The following is a 16,729-nucleotide window of genomic DNA, read 5'->3' on the forward strand; positions in this document are numbered from 1 at the left end:
TTATGCAGCCATAGGCGAAGCGCTTTTTGGCTCTTTATCAAGCACTTTTCCACAAGCAATTGATTTATAAATATTATAAGTAAACATGAAAAATCCTATAAGATATAATAAACCACCAATTGCCCTAATCCAATAATAAGGTATAATAGCTACAACAGTGTCAATAAAGCTGTAAAGCAAGTTGCCGTATTCATCTGTAGCTCTCCACATCATACCTTGAGTGATACCTGCTATCCACATAGAAGCAAAATAAAGCACTATACCTGTAGTTTGAATCCAAAATTGTGCTTCCATTAAAGATTTGCTATAAAGCTCTCTTCTAAATATTCTAGGAGTCATATGATAAAGTGCTGCCATAGTCATAAAACCAACCCAACCTAAAGTTCCATCATGAACATGTCCTGGAATCCAATCTGTAAAGTGAGCTAGAGCATTTACTGATTTAATTGAAAGAATTGGGCCTTCAAGTGTTGAGAACATATAGAAAGTTGATGCTAAAATCATAAATTTAATCAAAGGACTTTCACGAAGTTGACTCCATTCACCCTTCATAGTAAGTAAGATATTTATCGCTGAACCCCAAGAAGGTAAAATCAATACTACAGAGAAAACCGAACCCATAGTTTGCATCCAATCAGGCACAGTTGAATAAATCAAGTGATGTCCACCTGCCCAAAGATAAACAAACATCAAGCCCCAAAACGCAAATAAAGAAAGTTTATAAGAGAAAATCGGTTGACCGCTTTCTTTTGGTAAGAAATAATAAATTTGAGCAATAATACCCACAGTAAATACAAAAGCAACCGCATTGTGCCCATACCACCATTGAACTAAAGCATCATTTGTCCCTGCATACATAGATACACTATGCCACCATTTACCCATTTCTGCAACAAAATAAGTTGGAACTGCCATATTGTTAAAAAGATAAAGCATAGCAATACCTAAAAATGTAGCTATGTAATACCAAAGAGAAATATAAAGGGTTTTTTCACGGCGAATTCCAATAAGTCCAAAAATGCTTACACCCCATAAAACCCAAATAAGCACAACAAGAATATCTAAAGGCCACTCAAGTTCAGCATACTCTTTAGAGGTACTTACACCTGCAAATAAAGAAATTACAGCTACAATCATGGTAATCATATAAAGCCAAAAATGAAGCTTGCCTATAGCCATTAGAAATTTGGATTCAGCCATACTTACTTTAAGAACACGCTGTCCTATATAATACCAAGTTGCCCAAATCCCTGAAAGCATAAAACCAAAAATCACACCAGAAGTATGAAGCGGTCTAAGTCTTGAAAAAGTAGCATATTCGCCTGCTAAATAGTTTAGATTAGGATATGCCATTTGAAAAGCTATAAGAGTTCCTATAGCCATACCTACAATCCCGAACAATATAGTCGCAAACATAAAGTATTTTGCAACTGTATAGTCGTAATTTAATGCATTACCTGGGTGCATCGACTTTCTCCTTAAAATTTTTAAGATAACAAGTTTATATTATAGACTATTAATTATACATTTTTTCTTAAAGCCAATATTTTTGTTAATCATTTGTTATTTTTTATATTTTAAAGAAATTTTTTGTCCTAATTTTCTATATTGATTTTATATCCCAAACCTGGAACATTTTTAATAAATTTTTCTCCAACTTTATCTCTTACTCTTTTTATAAAAGTTCTAACCGCAGTATCGCTAACATGCTCACCTATCCAAACATTCTTCTTAATATCTTCATGCAATACCAAAACCCCAGGCTGCTTTAAAAGCAATGAAATAAAAGCAAGCTCTTTTTTGGTTAAAACAATTTCTTGTCCTTTATGAATTAATATTCTTTTAGTCTTATTGAATTGATACTCTTTAGAAATATCAACAAGCGCGTTAGTTTCTATCTTTTCACCCACTAAATAATCCAAAACTTTAAAAAGTTCATCTACATCTACAGGTTTGATTAAATATTTATCTATACCTATATCAATAGAACGCAACAATCTTTCTTTTTCCGAATAAGCACTGAGCACTACAATAGGAACATCATTTGCTATTTCTTTAATTTCTTTTGCCATATCAAGCCCATCCATGATAGGCATAGCAATATCTGTAATAATCAAATCGGGCTTAAATTTTTTAAATTTCTTTAAACCCTCATCACCATTTTGTGCACCTATTACCTTGCTGTAACGAGAAGATAAAACATTAACAAGCGATTCTCTAATTTTTACTTCATCTTCTACAACCAATATAACCAATTCTTTCATAATTTAATTCCCCTCTTGCAACTTTAAATATATCTCAAAACAAGCACCATCTTTTATATTTTTAACTTGAATTTTTCCACCAAAACTCTCTACGATTTGCTTGCTGATGTAAAGTCCCGCTCCTATACCTTGACTAGGATGTTTAGTTGTAATATAGGGTTGAAAAATTTTGTCTAAAATATCTTCATCAACCCCGCCTGCATTATCCTTAACCTTGACTTTAATATAATTTTTTCCAAATTTGGAAAAACTAAATATAATATTTTTTACTTTTTGAGTCTTAAATGCCTCTATGGAATTTATAATTAAATTTAAAAAAACTCTCATTAGGCCATTCTCATGCGCTATAACTCTATAATCTGTTTTTGAGATTATTCGAGTATTAACTTGATGTTTTTCTATGGTTTCAAAAGCAATGCCAATTACCTTATTTAAAATTTCTCTTAAAGAAACATGATTTTTTTCGTTTTCATTATTTTTAAATAAAGTTCTAAAAATATCAATTGTTTCTGACATATTTTTTATCGTACTTTTAGATTGTAGATAAATTTCGGTAAAACCCTTCTCATCTTGAACATTTTGTTTCATTTGAAACATAGCAATACCAAGCTCATTTAGAGGTTGTCTCCACTGATGTGCAATATCGCTAATCATCTGCTCTATAGAAGAATTTAAAATTTCTTTATAAATCTTTTTTGTATCTTTCTCATTTTTTTCTAAAGCAACTTTAAGCTTATACTCAAAATCTTTGCTTAGTTTTGCAAATTCTTCCTTGCGCTCTTTAGCTGTCTTTTCAAGATTTACACTAATTTCACGCAATTTCGCATGATTTAATACAAGTTCTTCATTTAATTTAAAAGAATTGCTAATATCATAAGATAAAGCAATAATTTCATTTAAATCACCCTTATTATCTACAATAGGAATTAAAAATGCGTCAAGATAAAAAGTTTTGCCTAGCTTATCGACATTTTTAAAAACCACCCAATAAGCTTCTTTTTGCCAAAGTTTTCCTAAAAGTTGATTGATATAACTTTCTTTAACATCAGGATGTTTTAAAATAAAATGATGCTTTCCAATCAACTCTTTTTTACTATAACCACTTATCTTGCAAAATTTTTCACTTGCATCGATAATTATACCTTGCAAATTGATCTTAAAGAAAATTGTCTTTTTTTCTATTACTTTTAAAACTTGCTCGGCAACTGAATTTGCCATTTAAAAAGCCTTAAAACCCATATAAGCTAAACCTATTCCATAAGCTACAATAATGAAATAAGATAAATAATTAAATACTTTTTTCAAAAATACACCCAAATATTGTGATATTTTGACAAAAAAAAGCATTGCTGGAAGGGTTGAAAGACCAAAAACTAGCATAACCAAAATGCTTTCTGTAACATTTTGCCTACTCATTGCATTCGCTAGAAAAAAATACACCAAACCACAAGGAACAAACCCATTAGCAAAACCTAAAATCATTGCCGATTTTACACCCTTAAAACCCATAGATTTTTTAATAATCTTTTTTATAAAATACTCAAAAAAAGTGCGATTTTCGATAAAAGCAAGGATTTTACCTCTAAAAATTAAAGAAAAACCTAAAATTACCATAAACACACCGAGTATAAAAAAGGATAAGCTTTGAATCTTGGCATTTATAGCTAATAAATTTCCAAATATCCCAAAGATTATTCCCAATAAAATATAAGAAAAAATTCTAAATAATTGATAAATAAAAGTTAATAAAAACAAATTTTTGTGGGTTGAATTTAAATTCATAAAAGCTAAAATAAATCCCCCACACATAGAATAGCAATGCCCAAAGCTCGATAAAAAGGCTACACTAAATATAGCCAAAAAGTCAAAATTTAGAGGAAGGAAATTCACATTAAATTCATAAATTCTTTAAAAATATATTTACTTTCGTGCGGACCTGATGAACTTTCAGGATGGTGCTGCACCGAAATAATAGGATAGTCTTTATACCTTACACCCTCGACATTATCTCCAAAAAGATTTCTATGCGTTATAATTGCTACTTCGCAAAGCTCTTCAGGAACATTATAATTATGGTTTTGAGCAGTGATTTCAACACTTTTGTTTTCTAAGTTGATCACAGGATGATTAGCTCCGTGTTGTCCAAATTTCATTTTATAAGTTTCATATCCAAAAGCATTACTTAAAAGCTGATGCCCTAAACAAATTCCAAGCATAGGAATTTTAGCCTCGGCTAATTTTTTAATTTCAGCAATTTCTTGTTTTAAAATTTTTGGCTCTCCTGGTCCATTTGAAAGAAATACACCTTGAATTTGACCTTTTTGATAAAGCTTGATAAGTTCTTCTGCTTTGGTATTATAAGGAAAAACTTCTACTTCTAAACCCACTTCCACAAGCTCATTGAGAATGTTTGCTTTCACACCATAATCAATAACAGCAACTTTTTTTGTATTTTTTTTAGCCTTATTGTAACTTTGGGTAGCATTATTCCAAACTCCATGTTTGTGAGCGTAGGATTTTTTAGTACTTACTTCTTTTACAAAATTAATCTCATCTATTTTTGCAGATTTTTCCAAAGCTGCTTTTAATTCTTCTTTGCTAGAGATTTCAGTTGAGATAACTGCTCTTAAATTTCCGCTGTCTCTTAACATTTTTACCAAATAGCGAGTGTCTAGTCCATAAACTCCTATTTTTCCATGTTCTTCTAAGTATTCTTGTAAGCTTTTTTGAGCACGAAAATTAGAAAAAGTAGGGCTTAATTCTCTCATCAAAACGCCACTTGCAAAAATTTCTTTACTTTCGTTGTCATTTTCATTGGTTCCCACTATACCAATTTCTGGCATAGAAAATACGATAAATTGCCCTGCATAAGAAGGATCAGATATTATCTCTTGATAACCTGTTAAAGAAGTATTAAATACAAGCTCGCCAAAAAAAGTTCCACCCTTGCCAAAAGCCTTAGCAGTTAAAAAAATATCATTTTCTATATAAATATAAGCTTTCATAATTTAAAACATTCCTTTTTTTCTAAGCTCTTCTTGGTAAAGTTTTTCAAAAATAAGCTCATATTCTTCGCTACCTGGAATAGGTTTTGTTTTATAATTGTTTATTTTTTCATAAACCTCATCTTCTAATTTTTCATAAATTTTAAGATAGTCATCTATGCTAGAAAAAATTAAATTTTTCACTCTATTTTCGCTTACCACAAAATTAATATAATCATTTTCTATAAGTTCTTCTAAAATTCTATGCGCTAAATGATTGTGTCTATCTTCAGAATTTAAAATCACACCAAATTCAGGAGCTAATTTTTTCTTAACAAGCCAAAACATATTTTTACGATCTACTTGCATAAGCTCCATTTCATCTTCTTGTTGTTCTAAAAGCTCTTTAACTCTTTCATCTAGCTTTCTTTCATTCATAAGATCATCTTCTAAAATTTGTTTAATGCAAGGGTTTAACTTTTCAATATTGTCTTTAATTTCAACAAAAGAGGAATGTGCAATATCTAACATTATTTTATTTGTAATATAAGGTATATGTGGCAATTTTATACGCATTTTCAAGCCTTTTCACTAATAATTTTGAAATAATAATATATTTTTGGTAAAAGAATGTTAAAAAATTAAATTTTTAATTGCTTTTATTATTATCCATATTTTTTAGCAATAAGGTCAATTCGCTCGCTTTTGCAGGATCCATTTTAGAAAGCACTCCTGAAATTTTTCTAGACTCTAAAGATAGCATGATTTTACTCGCATCTTCAGCATCCATTTGGGTTAAAACATCAGCTATTGCAGTATCTTTCATTTGCGAATAAATTTCTTTAATCCTACCTTCTGTTTTTTCATTGATAGAATTTAAAATTTTTTGCTGCTCTTCTAAAAGTTTTGTATTTTGTTCTTTTAAACTTTCAATCTGTGCTAAAGTCGCATTTACTTCGGCTTCTCTTTGATTTAAGACTTTAAGCCTTTCTTTTTGCAAAGCTTCAAAAGAAGCTTTATAAGCTTCTAAAGATTGTCTTGCTTCATCAAATTCCCTAGTTTGCAATTCAATTTGAGCTTTTCTAGCTTCAAAATACTGCTCACAATCTTGTTCAGCTCCAAAAACTACACTTGAAATAAAAACTAACAATATAAATTTTTTAATCATCTTTTTCTCCTTTGAAAAAACGACTGATTGCAATTTCATCTAAAAATTTTTCTTCAGCCTTGGCAAGTTCTTTTTGCTTTTGTTTAATTTCCTCGGCTTCTAAAACCTTCATTTTTTCATAATCTAAATGTGCTTTTTGATATAAAAACTGATAATGATTCATTTCTTTTTTAGAAAGTTCTACTTTCTCCCTAGCTCTTGCCAAAGCCTCGCGTCCTACTTGCGCCATACTTAAATTCGATCTTAACTCTGCTATAGATCCTGATTTTGGCAATACGCCTAAACTTTCACACTCTTGGCGTGAAAGTTCATAAGCTTTTTCATGTTCAAGCTGTCTTTGTTTGGCTTGATTAAGATTTGATTCTGCTTTATCAAGTTGTTGTTTTCTTACCTTTACAACAGAATTATATTTACTTTTCATAAGATGATAGTATCATCTCTTTCAGGGCTAGTAGAAATATACTTTACCTTAACCCCTGCAAGCTCTTCAAGTCTTGCTATATATTTTTTAGCATTTTCTGGCAATAAATCATAATCTTTTATACCAAAAACTTTATCCCAACCATCCATTTCTTCATAAATAGGTTGAACATTTTCTAAATCACTTGGTATATAGTCGATTTCCATACCCTTATATTCATAAGCACGACAAATTTTTATCTTTTCAAAACCATCTAAAACATCAAGCTTCATCAAAGATAAAGCATCAAGACCATTAAGCCTTGCTGTATATCTTACAGCAACCGCATCAAACCATCCACAGCGTCTTTTGCGTCCCGTGCTTACGCCAATCTCTTTTCCAATTTGCGCAATTTTTTCTCCATCTTCGCCCTTATCCTCAGTAGGAAAAGCTCCATTTCCCACACGCGTTGCATAAGCTTTTACAATACCTATAATATTTCCCGCTTCTTTAGGATTTAACCCAAGTCCTGTTAAAGCGCCTGCTGAAATAGTACTTGAACTTGTAACATAAGGATAAGTTCCATGATCAATATCAAGCATAGAACCCTGAGCTCCTTCTAAAAGTACTCTTTTATCTTCATCTAAAGCCTTCCAAAGCATTCTTGTAGTATCTGTAATATAAGGAGTTAAAATTTCATTAAAACGTTTTAAATCAGCAAGCAATTCTTCAGCACTTGGAATTTCAATTTCAAGCATTTCAAAAAAAGTTTTATTAGCTTCAAAATCTTTTATCAAAGCCTCGCAAAGTCTTTGTGGTTCTAAAAGCTCTCCAACTCTATGTCCTGTACGATTAATCTTATCTGCATAAGAAGGTCCTATACCCTTACCTGTTGTTCCTATGGCATTTTTGCCTTTGAGCTTTTCTTTTGCAATGTCTATTAAAGAATGATGTTTTAAATTTAAATGAGCTCTATCGCTGATATATAATCTACCTTTTAAATTTTCAAATTGAGCCATTTCAGCAATCAATACTTCAGGAGAAACCACAACTCCATTGCCAATCACATTAATACACCTTGAATGCAAAACACCACTTGGCATAAGATGAAGTGCGTATCTTACACCATTTACCCAAATGGTATGTCCTGCATTATGCCCCCCTGCACTGCGACACACATAGTCATAATTTTCACATAATTTATCTACTACTTTGCCTTTACCTTCATCACCCCATTGAATTCCAACAATAATATCTGCTTTACTCATTATTTTCCTTAAATTTTACGGCGAGAAGATGAGAGAATCGAACTCCCCAAAGAATAGTCAACTACCCTTTCATCTGATTTGAAGTCAGTGACGATCACCAGATACGCTAATCTTCCAAAGTTATAATTATAGCTATTTTTAAATGAAAAACAAAATAAATTTTCAAATTTTATCAAAGCATCACTGATTTTTGACTTTAGTTTAAAATTAGGTTATAATCTCACTCTTTTTTTAGCATCAAGGTTTGATGATTACATTTTTAGGATCTTTCTTTGAATTCTTTTAAACAAAAATATTTAATCAATTTTTGGGATAATTCCCGTGCTATGATAACACTTGGAATTTTAAGTGCAGTATACTTTGGAATTTTTGGTGGTGTTTGGGCTGTTACGGGAGAAATGACGCGTTGGGGTGGAGAATTTTTAGAGCTTTTAGGTATGGATTTGAATGGATATTCTTATTATCAAAAGCAAAATTTAAATGGTACTCCTTTAACGAGAACCGATGGAATCATGCTTATAGGCATGTTTATAGGTTGTTTAGTAGCCGCACTTTTAGCCAACAAAGTCAAATTTCGCTTACCCGCTAGCAATATAAGAATCTTTCAAGCTATAGTAGGTGGAATTCTTTCAGGCTATGGCGCAAGACTTGCCTTTGGGTGTAACTTGGCAAACTTTTTTACAGGCTTGCCTTATTTTTCACTGCATACTTGGTTTTTTGGTGTTTTTATGGTTTTGGGAATTTATCTTGGTGTAAAACTTTGTAACACTTCCTTTTTTAAACCTAAAGCAAAATTACAATGTGCAAATAAAGAAAACATTCCTTTGCTCAAACAAAACTCGCGTGCGAAATTTCATTTTGTTTTAGGTAGTATTCTTTTTGTAGCATTTTTAATATGGGTGTTTTATCTTGTGCTTGTTAATGGCAATATAAGCACACAAAGCAAACAAAGTCTTTTAGCTTTAGCACTCATTTTTGGCTTTGCGTTTGGTTTTATCATCTCCAGAGGACAAATTTGTTTTACTGCTTGTTTTAGAGATTTATTCTTATTTGGTAGGAAAAATGCTATAAAAGGCGCTTTAATCGGTATGATAATCGCTTCTTTGATCGCTTTTGCTTTCATCTTACATGGACACAATAGCAAACTCATCGAACTCTCTCCTGCTGTGGCTATTGGGGCATTTTTATTTGGTTTTGGTATAGTTTTCGCAGGGGGTTGTGAATGCGGATGGACTTATCGTGCTTGCGAGGGACAAAGTCATTTTATGATAGTGGGTATTGCAAACATCATAGGAACGATGATTTTGGCTCTAACTTATGACTTTTTACCTAGCGCTTTCAAAGAGGGCGTAAAAATTAACTTGCTCAATGAATTTGGAAATTTGGGTGGGTTTTTCATAAATCTAGCTCTTTTTATTTTAATGTTTGCTTGTGTTTTATTTTATAAAAAACACTTCTTTCAAAAACTAAATCAAAAAGGATAAAAAATGAAAATTACTTATACTTTAAATTTAGAAGGTGAAGCTTGTCCTTATCCTGCTATTGCTACGCTAGATGCCTTGCCGCAACTTAAAAGCGGAGAAATCCTAGAAGTGCTTTGCGATTGTCCACAAAGTATCAATTCTATACCTCAAGATGCAAAAAATCGTGGTTTTAAAATTCTTGAAATCGATCAAAATGGTCCCACACTTCGGTTCTTAATCCAAAAGCCTTAAATTTGGCTCCAAATTTAAAGAGTTGATAAACTTTTGCTCTAGTTTTAATTTTAAAAGCTGGGGCAAAAAATTTCATTTTGAGATAAAAAAGTAGGAAATTTGGAGGATATTTAAACAAATATCCTCATTTTCTAAAAAATCTTAAAGTTCTTTTAACATTCTTTCATATGCAGCTTTAGTTCCTGGGCGTACTTGAGTAAGTAAGCTTGCAATGATTATCACTGCTGAAGCAGCTACAAAGCCTGGAACTATTTCATAAATAGGGAAATTAAAGAGTTCTGCTAAATAATTTTTCCAAAGAACAACCATAACAGCTCCTGTTATCATACCTAAAATCGCTCCTATTCTTGTCATTCTGCTCCAAAATAAAGAGAAAAGCATTACAGAACCAAAACTTGCTCCAAATCCTGCCCATGCATAAGCTACAATACTTAAAACACTTGATTCTTTATCTGTTGAAATCACAAAAGCAACCAATGCTACCAGTAAAACGCCTATTCTTCCCAAATTCATCACAGTTTTATTAGATGCTTCTTTGTTGAAAATTCTTTTATAAAAATCCTCTGCTATGGTAGAGCTTGATACAAGAAGTTGTGAACTTGCAGTACTCATAATAGCAGCCAAAATAGCACTGAGTAAAATACCTGCTATCCATGGATTAAATAAAAGTTGCGACATTACAATAAAGATTTTTTCAGGATCTTGAAGAGTAAGCTCAAATTTATGCACATAAGCTATCCCTAAAAGACCTATAAAGCAAGCACCTATCAAGGAAATCACCATCCAAGAAATTCCTACAAAGGTAGCCGCAGGAATATCCTTAGTAGAGCGAATAGACATAAAGCGCACCAAAATGTGAGGTTGTCCAAAATATCCCAAGCCCCAAGCAAGTGCAGAAACAATGCTTAATGCTCCTATACCCTCACCCATGGATAAAGCATTAGGCTTAATTTCTTCTATAACAGCCATAGCCTCACCAAAACCACCTAAATGATAAAGCATAACAGCAGGAACAACGATCAATGCACCCATCATTAAAAGTCCTTGAAGCAAATCCGTCCAACAAACTGCTTTATATCCGCCTAAAAAAGTATAAGCAACGATAATAAGCGTCCCAGTAGTAAGCGCATATTCATATCTTATACCAAAAGTTGCTTCAAATAATTTTGCTCCACCCACAAGTCCTGATGAAACATAAAAGGTAAAAAATATCAAAATGACAATCGCACAAACTATACGCAAAATATGCTTATCATCATCAAATCTTGTTTCGAAATAATCAGGTATTGTAATAGAATTTGCAATCACACTTGTATAAATTCTAAGTCTTTTTGCTACAAAACTCCAATTCAATAAAGCTCCGATGCTAAGTCCTATAGCAATATAACTCTCTATAAGTCCACTTGCATACAAAGCCCCTGGCAAACCCATTAAAAGCCAACCGCTCATATCAGAAGCCCCTGCGCTTAGTGCAGAAACTACAGGACCTAAAGAACGCCCACCTAGGAAATAATCCTCTGTATTTTTATTTTGCCTATAAAAATAAAAACCTATATAAAGCATTAAAGCAGCATATGCCACAAACATTATCGCTATGGGGGTATTAATTTGAACTGTTTCCATTTTTACTCCTTGGTTTAATGATTTAACGCTCTAATGCCTAAATTTCCATAGCGATGGAAAGATACACTTAAAGCTTTTTCGTTGTGATAAAATAAAAGCTCAAAACGACCATTTAATAATGGTTTTTCTCTGATAATAATCTTAGCTTCTTTTGCCGCTTCTTGATAAATTTCATCTTCCACACTCACTTTTCCATGATAGCGAATTCTCTCAAAATTCTTCAATCTTGAAACAAATTGAGCTTTGCTTTCATTTGTGATTTCAAGGTTTAGATTTATAGCTTTGCAAAGTTCTTTTACTAAAGAAATTTTATCGTTTTCTTCATAGCTCACGCTCAATGGGATATTTAAGATATTGGCTGCAATGATAACTCCTAAAATATCTTGCAAATTATCATTCTCACACACTCTAAAAGCTAAATTTTTAATCTTAGTATAAGAAAAGAGATTATCCTCGCCGCGTATATTGACATAATCTTTTGAAACACTGAATTCATTTCTGTAATGATACGCATAAGATTTTGCCATCAAAATAGCATTGTTTAAAGCTTTTTTATTTTCTTCATTTGTGCCAAGATCTATTTTTTCTAAAGTTTTAACAAATTCGTTATTGAGCAAATTCTCATCAGCTTCACTTGTGCTTATATCTAAAAACTGGGTTATGTAATTATAAATTCCCACTTTTCTACCAAAACCTATAGCAGATTTTTTCACCCCACCAAAAGGCTGACGAAGTACTATAGCTCCTGTTGTAGGTTTATTGATATAGATATTTCCTGCTTCTATATGAGTGTGAAAATACTCCCATTCTCTTTCATCTAAGCTCTCAAATCCTGCAGTAAGACCATAGCCTGTTGAATTGACTATCTCTATAGCTTCTTTTAAATCTTTTGCTTTCATTACACTTAAAATCGGTACAAAAAGCTCATTCATATGAGTGAAATCACCTTTTTTGGTGCCGTATTTTATCCCTGGAGTCATCAAATAAGGATTGTTTTCTAAAAATTGAGGTTTTAAAGCCCATTCTTCATAAGGCGCTAGTTCATTTAAGGCTTTTTCTACTTTAGCACTAGGCTTATCTGCTAATGTGCCTAATTTATTTTTAAATTCAAAAGGATTTCCTACAGCCATAGAAGCAGCTGCATCTACTAAAGTCTTTTTAAATTCTTCATCTTCATAAACTTCTTCCTCTAAAACAAGCAAAGAAGTAGCCGAGCATTTTTGACCGCTGTTGCTAAAAGCAGAATGGATAATATTTTTAATCGCGCTGTCACGATCTGCAAATTTAGAAACAATCGTAGCATTTTTACCACCCGTTTCAGCGCTTAAAAGTAAGGTAGGATTTGCTTTAAGCATAGCATAAGCCGTATCTTCTCCACCTGTAAGAATAGAGAATTTCACTGCTTCATCAACAAGTAAATATTTAGAAATATCGCTTCCTTTTGAAGGTAAGAAAATCAAAGCATCTTTACTAATTCCTGCATCCCAAAAACATTTACAAAGCATATAGCCTGTTAAAGTTGAAAGCGAAGAAGGCTTATAAATTACGATATTACCCGCTGCTAATGGTGCTGCTATGGTTCCAACTGAAATACCTATAGGGAAATTCCAAGGAGCTATGGTTACTCCTATGCCTTTAGGGCTAAATTGAGTATTTTTATTTTGCTCTCTTAAAATCTTTAAAGAATGCGGATAAAATTCAGTAAAATCAATAGCCTCACTTACTTCTGGATCAATTTCTAAGAAAGTTTTTCCCACCTCAAGTGCAGCCAAACCTATCAAATCCCCACGACGCTCTCTCATCAAATTTGCAGCCTTAGCTAAAATAGCATGAATTTCATCAAAACTTGTATTTTTAAAATTAGAATTTTTAGCTACTTTAAGAGCTTTTTTGATTTCATTTTCGCCTGCTAAATAAGCTTTTCCTATCATTCTATCTTTGATTTTATCTTTAACTTCTAAAATATTTAAAGTATTTTTATCAAATTCCAAATCTCCGATTACAGGCATTACATCATAATTTTCTAAATTTTCATATTTAGCTCTTATGACTTTAGCCCATGCTCTATTTTGTGGCAAAATAAAATCCGTATCACTTTCGTTATTAAACATTCCACTTTCATAAGCACTTACTATATTTGGAGCTTTGTTTCTATCTTGGGTGCGGTGTGTGCTATTATCAAGCGTTTTAATTCCTTCTAAAGATTTTAAGAAAAGTTCTTTTTGCACATTCCAGTTATTATCCCCAACTTTGAGATTGAAAAAATATCTCATGAAATTATCTTCGCTTGTATTTTCATCAAGGCGTCTTACAAGATAAGCAATGGCATTATTAAAATGTGCTTCATCACAAACAGGTGCATAAAGAATTAAATCATGCATTTTAGATAATTCATAAGAACATTGCAAACTCATACCTTCAAGCATTTCAAAAGTGAAAGAATCAAGAGCTCCTGCTTCACTGATGCGTGTGTAAGCATAAGCGATTTCAAAGATATTGTGGCTTGCGATACCCACATTGATATATTTATAATTATCTCCCTCTAAAACAAAATCAAGCATTTTGTTATAATTGCTATCTGTGTCTATTTTTTTATAAAAAGTAGGAAGCTCCCATCCTCTTTGACTTGCAATCGTCTCTTCGCTTTCCATGTTTGCACCTTTTACAAAGCGAATTTTAATGGGCTTCATTCCTTTTAAAACTCTTTCTTTTGAAAAGGCAAAAAGTTTTTTAAGGTACTCATAAGAATCAGGTATGTAAGCTTGTAAAACAATACCTGCTTTAATATCAAATTTAGACACACTTTCCATAAAGGCAGCAACGGTTAGTTCCAAATCTCTAAATTCTTCCATGTCAAGATTGATAAATTTACTCACACCCTGCTTTTTTTCTTCTTCTAAGGCTAAAGCATAAAGATGATCAAGTCTTTTAACCACTTCATCCTTGGAGTATTCAAAGTCAATAATATTAATTTGTGAAAAAATAGTAGTGATTTTAATCGAAATATAAGTAATATAGCTTGATTTTAAAGCTTCTTCATATTTTTGAATGCGGTATTTGCTTTCTGCTTCGCCTAAAACCTCTTCGCCAATTAAATTCACATTTAAAGTGATATTATCTTGATCTTTTCTTTTGCGCATATGAGGTTCTAAAACACTAGGATTTGCATCCAAAACCATAGCTTTAGTATCTTCTCTTAAATGTTTTACAAAAAATGGCACACTTAAATTAGGTGCGAATTTACCAAAATTTAAAAAGCTAAAGAGTAAGAATTTCTCAAAGGCACTAAAAAAATCTGCTATACCATACTTATTTAAAGTATGTTCAATAAGCTCAAAACTTGCTCTTTTATCTTTACATCTAAAAGAACGGTCAAGCAATTCGATCAGCATGACTTTATTTTCAGGATTATTAAGAAGCTTTTGCATTTTAGCATGGAATTCTTTTTCAGAATTTGAAATGTTTGCTTCTATTTTTCCTTGTAATTCTTCAGCTAAAGCTAAGGACTTTTGTATCATTTTTACATCTCCTAAGGATAAAATAGTATTCTAAATGAAAATGATATTACAGATAAAATAAAAATGATATTTTAAATTTTAAAAAATGTATAAAAAAAGATTAAAAAAAGTTTTTATGAGTATATAAGTAACAAAAATTAAGAAAATATAAATCTATCATCTTGTTTAGCTACTGCTTTGGCAACAATTTTGGCTTTAATATTTTCATCTTCTAAAGCCTTAAGACATTCTAAAGCCTTTTTCTCTTCTATAGAAATTAAAAGCCCTCCTGAAGTTTGAGGATCACAAAGCAGTAAATCTTCCTCATTTAAACCAGGGTAAAACTCTTGAATGAAATCTAAATTTTTATAAGCTCCACCAGGAATCAAACCCATATCAAAATATTCTTTTACGCCCTCTAAATAAGGAAGTTTATCTTTAAAAATCATAAATGAAATGCTATCATTTAACATTTCTCTTAAATGTCCTAAGAAACCAAAGCCCGTAACATCACTCATCGCATTAACCCCAAAACGAAGTGCAATTTGGCTGGATTTATAATTTAAACCCATCATGCTTTCAAGCATACGATCTAAATGTTTTTCTTCTAACATTTGAGCTTTTAAAGCTGTACTTAAAATACCCGTCCCTAGAGGCTTGGTTAAAAGAATCAAATCCCCTTCTTTAGCGGTATTATTAGCAATAAATTTTTTAGGGTGTACCTTTCCTGTTACACTAAGTCCAAAGAAAAGCTCACCACTTTCTATAGTATGTCCACCCACGATAATGCCACCACATTCTTGAACCTTGTCATTTGCACCTTGTAATAATTCTTGCAAGACATTTAATTCATGATGGCAAGTATCAAAACCCACTATATTTAAAGCATTAATCACCTCTGCACCCATAGCAAACACATCACTTAAGGCATTGGCTGCAGCAATAGCACCAAAATGATAAGCACTATCTACTATAGGTGTGATGAAATCAAGCGTTTGCACTAAGGCTAATTCAGGACTAATTTGAAAAACACTTGCGTCTTCATTATTGCCGATATCACTGAGTAAAGCTGGGCTTGTTTGCATGAAATTTAAAATTGTTTTAAGACCACCCGGGCTTAATTTCGCTGCTCAGCCTGCTGCTTTAACAAAATGCGTTAAATTTTGATTTTTATATTGCAGTGTTTTTCCTTATAGAGTAATGATTTTTGCTTTACCACAAAGCTCATTTAAAATCTCATAAGCATTGCCAATGCTTCCTATCTTAAGCTCCTTGCTCTTTCCAAAAAATTCTAAACAAGCTCCACAGCTTATAATCTCAACACCTAATTTTTCAAGTTCTTTCATTGCTAAATGTGCTTTATGATTTTCATCAACATTGATTAAAACACTTTCATTTACGCAAAGAATTTTACTTGGAGCATGATCTAAATTTTTTAAGGTACTTAAAAATCCTACAAGTAAATTTTGTCCCAATTCACCCTCACCCACTTTGTCGGCTTTTAAAAATAAAACATTATAATCGTGAATATTTACTTCACTAGAATCAAAATTCTTTTTTTGTACTTTGATGCAAAACTCTTGTGCATTTTCATCTACAACAGGGGTTAAATTTAAAGAGTTAAGAAATTTTACAACATTATTTTTTGAAATAATAGAATTTAAAACAATTTCTAAAATTTCATTTTCTTGAAGTTTTTCAAGAGCGTTTTTTGTTTCAACTATAGGCTGAGGACAAGATAGATTCCGACAATCAATTTTCATTATTTTTCCTTGATATTAGCTTTGAAAAATAATATTATTTTATTACT

General features: G+C 31.8%; 15 protein-coding genes and 1 tRNA gene. 2 read left to right on the forward strand and 14 right to left on the reverse strand.

Translation table 11 applies throughout. The annotated features are described in order from the left end of the window. From ccoN to KAR88_RS01780, 10 genes are all read right to left on the reverse strand, one after another. Complete coding sequence (gene ccoN / locus KAR88_RS01735; RefSeq protein WP_002779333.1) at window positions 1-1,467, reverse strand: cytochrome-c oxidase, cbb3-type subunit I; 1,467 nt, start codon at window positions 1,465-1,467, stop codon at window positions 1-3. Between the two features lie 128 nt (window positions 1,468-1,595). Then, the gene (bumR, locus tag KAR88_RS01740) at window positions 1,596-2,264 is read right to left on the reverse strand and encodes a butyrate response regulator transcription factor BumR (protein ID WP_002779334.1); all 669 of its coding nucleotides are present in this window, start codon (window positions 2,262-2,264) and stop codon (window positions 1,596-1,598) included. Window positions 2,265-2,267: 3 nt separating this feature from the next. Beyond that, on the reverse strand, window positions 2,268-3,482 hold the full coding sequence (bumS, locus tag KAR88_RS01745; RefSeq protein WP_002779335.1) for a butyrate sensor histidiine kinase-like phosphatase BumS: 1,215 nt from the start codon (window positions 3,480-3,482) through the stop codon (window positions 2,268-2,270). Beyond that, window positions 3,483-4,154, reverse strand: coding sequence for a sulfite exporter TauE/SafE family protein (locus tag KAR88_RS01750; protein ID WP_002779336.1), 672 nt, complete (start codon window positions 4,152-4,154; stop codon window positions 3,483-3,485). Further along, window positions 4,151-5,269: a glutamine-hydrolyzing carbamoyl-phosphate synthase small subunit gene (gene carA, locus KAR88_RS01755; protein ID WP_002779337.1), complete on the reverse strand. Its 1,119-nt coding sequence runs from the start codon at window positions 5,267-5,269 to the stop codon at window positions 4,151-4,153. The genes KAR88_RS01750 and carA overlap by 4 nt, the downstream gene beginning before the upstream one ends. Before the next feature lie 3 nt (window positions 5,270-5,272). Further along, window positions 5,273-5,824 (reverse strand): DUF507 family protein, encoded by a 552-nt coding sequence (locus KAR88_RS01760; RefSeq protein ID WP_002779338.1) that lies wholly within the window; start codon window positions 5,822-5,824, stop codon window positions 5,273-5,275. 73 nt (window positions 5,825-5,897) lie between these two features. Continuing rightward, complete coding sequence (locus tag KAR88_RS01765; protein ID WP_002779339.1) at window positions 5,898-6,416, reverse strand: MotE family protein; 519 nt, start codon at window positions 6,414-6,416, stop codon at window positions 5,898-5,900. Further along, a complete protein-coding gene (locus tag KAR88_RS01770) occupies window positions 6,409-6,837 on the reverse strand; it encodes a flagellar export protein FliJ (RefSeq protein WP_002779340.1) in 429 nt (142 codons plus the stop codon). The genes KAR88_RS01765 and KAR88_RS01770 overlap by 8 nt, the downstream gene beginning before the upstream one ends. Then, window positions 6,834-8,084, reverse strand: coding sequence for an adenylosuccinate synthase (locus tag KAR88_RS01775; protein WP_053875467.1), 1,251 nt, complete (start codon window positions 8,082-8,084; stop codon window positions 6,834-6,836). The genes KAR88_RS01770 and KAR88_RS01775 overlap by 4 nt, the downstream gene beginning before the upstream one ends. Before the next feature lie 21 nt (window positions 8,085-8,105). Beyond that, window positions 8,106-8,200: transfer RNA gene (locus KAR88_RS01780), tRNA-Sec, on the reverse strand. Between the two features lie 156 nt (window positions 8,201-8,356). Here KAR88_RS01780 and yedE point away from each other — a divergent pair. Together yedE and yedF (KAR88_RS01790) are read left to right on the forward strand one after the other, a co-directional pair. Continuing rightward, the gene (yedE, locus tag KAR88_RS01785) at window positions 8,357-9,568 is read left to right on the forward strand and encodes a selenium metabolism membrane protein YedE/FdhT (protein WP_057037242.1); all 1,212 of its coding nucleotides are present in this window, start codon (window positions 8,357-8,359) and stop codon (window positions 9,566-9,568) included. A gap of 3 nt (window positions 9,569-9,571) precedes the next feature. Continuing rightward, entirely contained in the window at window positions 9,572-9,799 is a 228-nt protein-coding gene (gene yedF, locus KAR88_RS01790) for a sulfurtransferase-like selenium metabolism protein YedF (protein WP_002779343.1), read from the forward strand. A gap of 141 nt (window positions 9,800-9,940) precedes the next feature. Here yedF (KAR88_RS01790) and putP read toward each other — a convergent pair whose 3' ends face one another. The 4 genes from putP to yedF (KAR88_RS01810) form a co-directional block, all read right to left on the reverse strand. Continuing rightward, window positions 9,941-11,422, reverse strand: coding sequence for a sodium/proline symporter PutP (putP, locus tag KAR88_RS01795; protein WP_002779345.1), 1,482 nt, complete (start codon window positions 11,420-11,422; stop codon window positions 9,941-9,943). Between the two features lie 14 nt (window positions 11,423-11,436). Further along, window positions 11,437-14,940: a proline dehydrogenase family protein gene (locus KAR88_RS01800; protein WP_032686110.1), complete on the reverse strand. Its 3,504-nt coding sequence runs from the start codon at window positions 14,938-14,940 to the stop codon at window positions 11,437-11,439. Between the two features lie 137 nt (window positions 14,941-15,077). Next, entirely contained in the window at window positions 15,078-16,100 is a 1,023-nt protein-coding gene (selD, locus tag KAR88_RS01805; RefSeq protein WP_079264131.1) for a selenide, water dikinase SelD, read from the reverse strand. A gap of 9 nt (window positions 16,101-16,109) precedes the next feature. Then, complete coding sequence (yedF, locus tag KAR88_RS01810) at window positions 16,110-16,682, reverse strand: sulfurtransferase-like selenium metabolism protein YedF (RefSeq protein WP_002829591.1); 573 nt, start codon at window positions 16,680-16,682, stop codon at window positions 16,110-16,112. Between the last annotated feature and the right edge of the window lie 47 nt (window positions 16,683-16,729).

The sequence above is a fragment of the Campylobacter sp. JH23 genome, from assembly GCF_017846595.1.
GTDB lineage: Bacteria > Campylobacterota > Campylobacteria > Campylobacterales > Campylobacteraceae > Campylobacter_D > Campylobacter_D coli.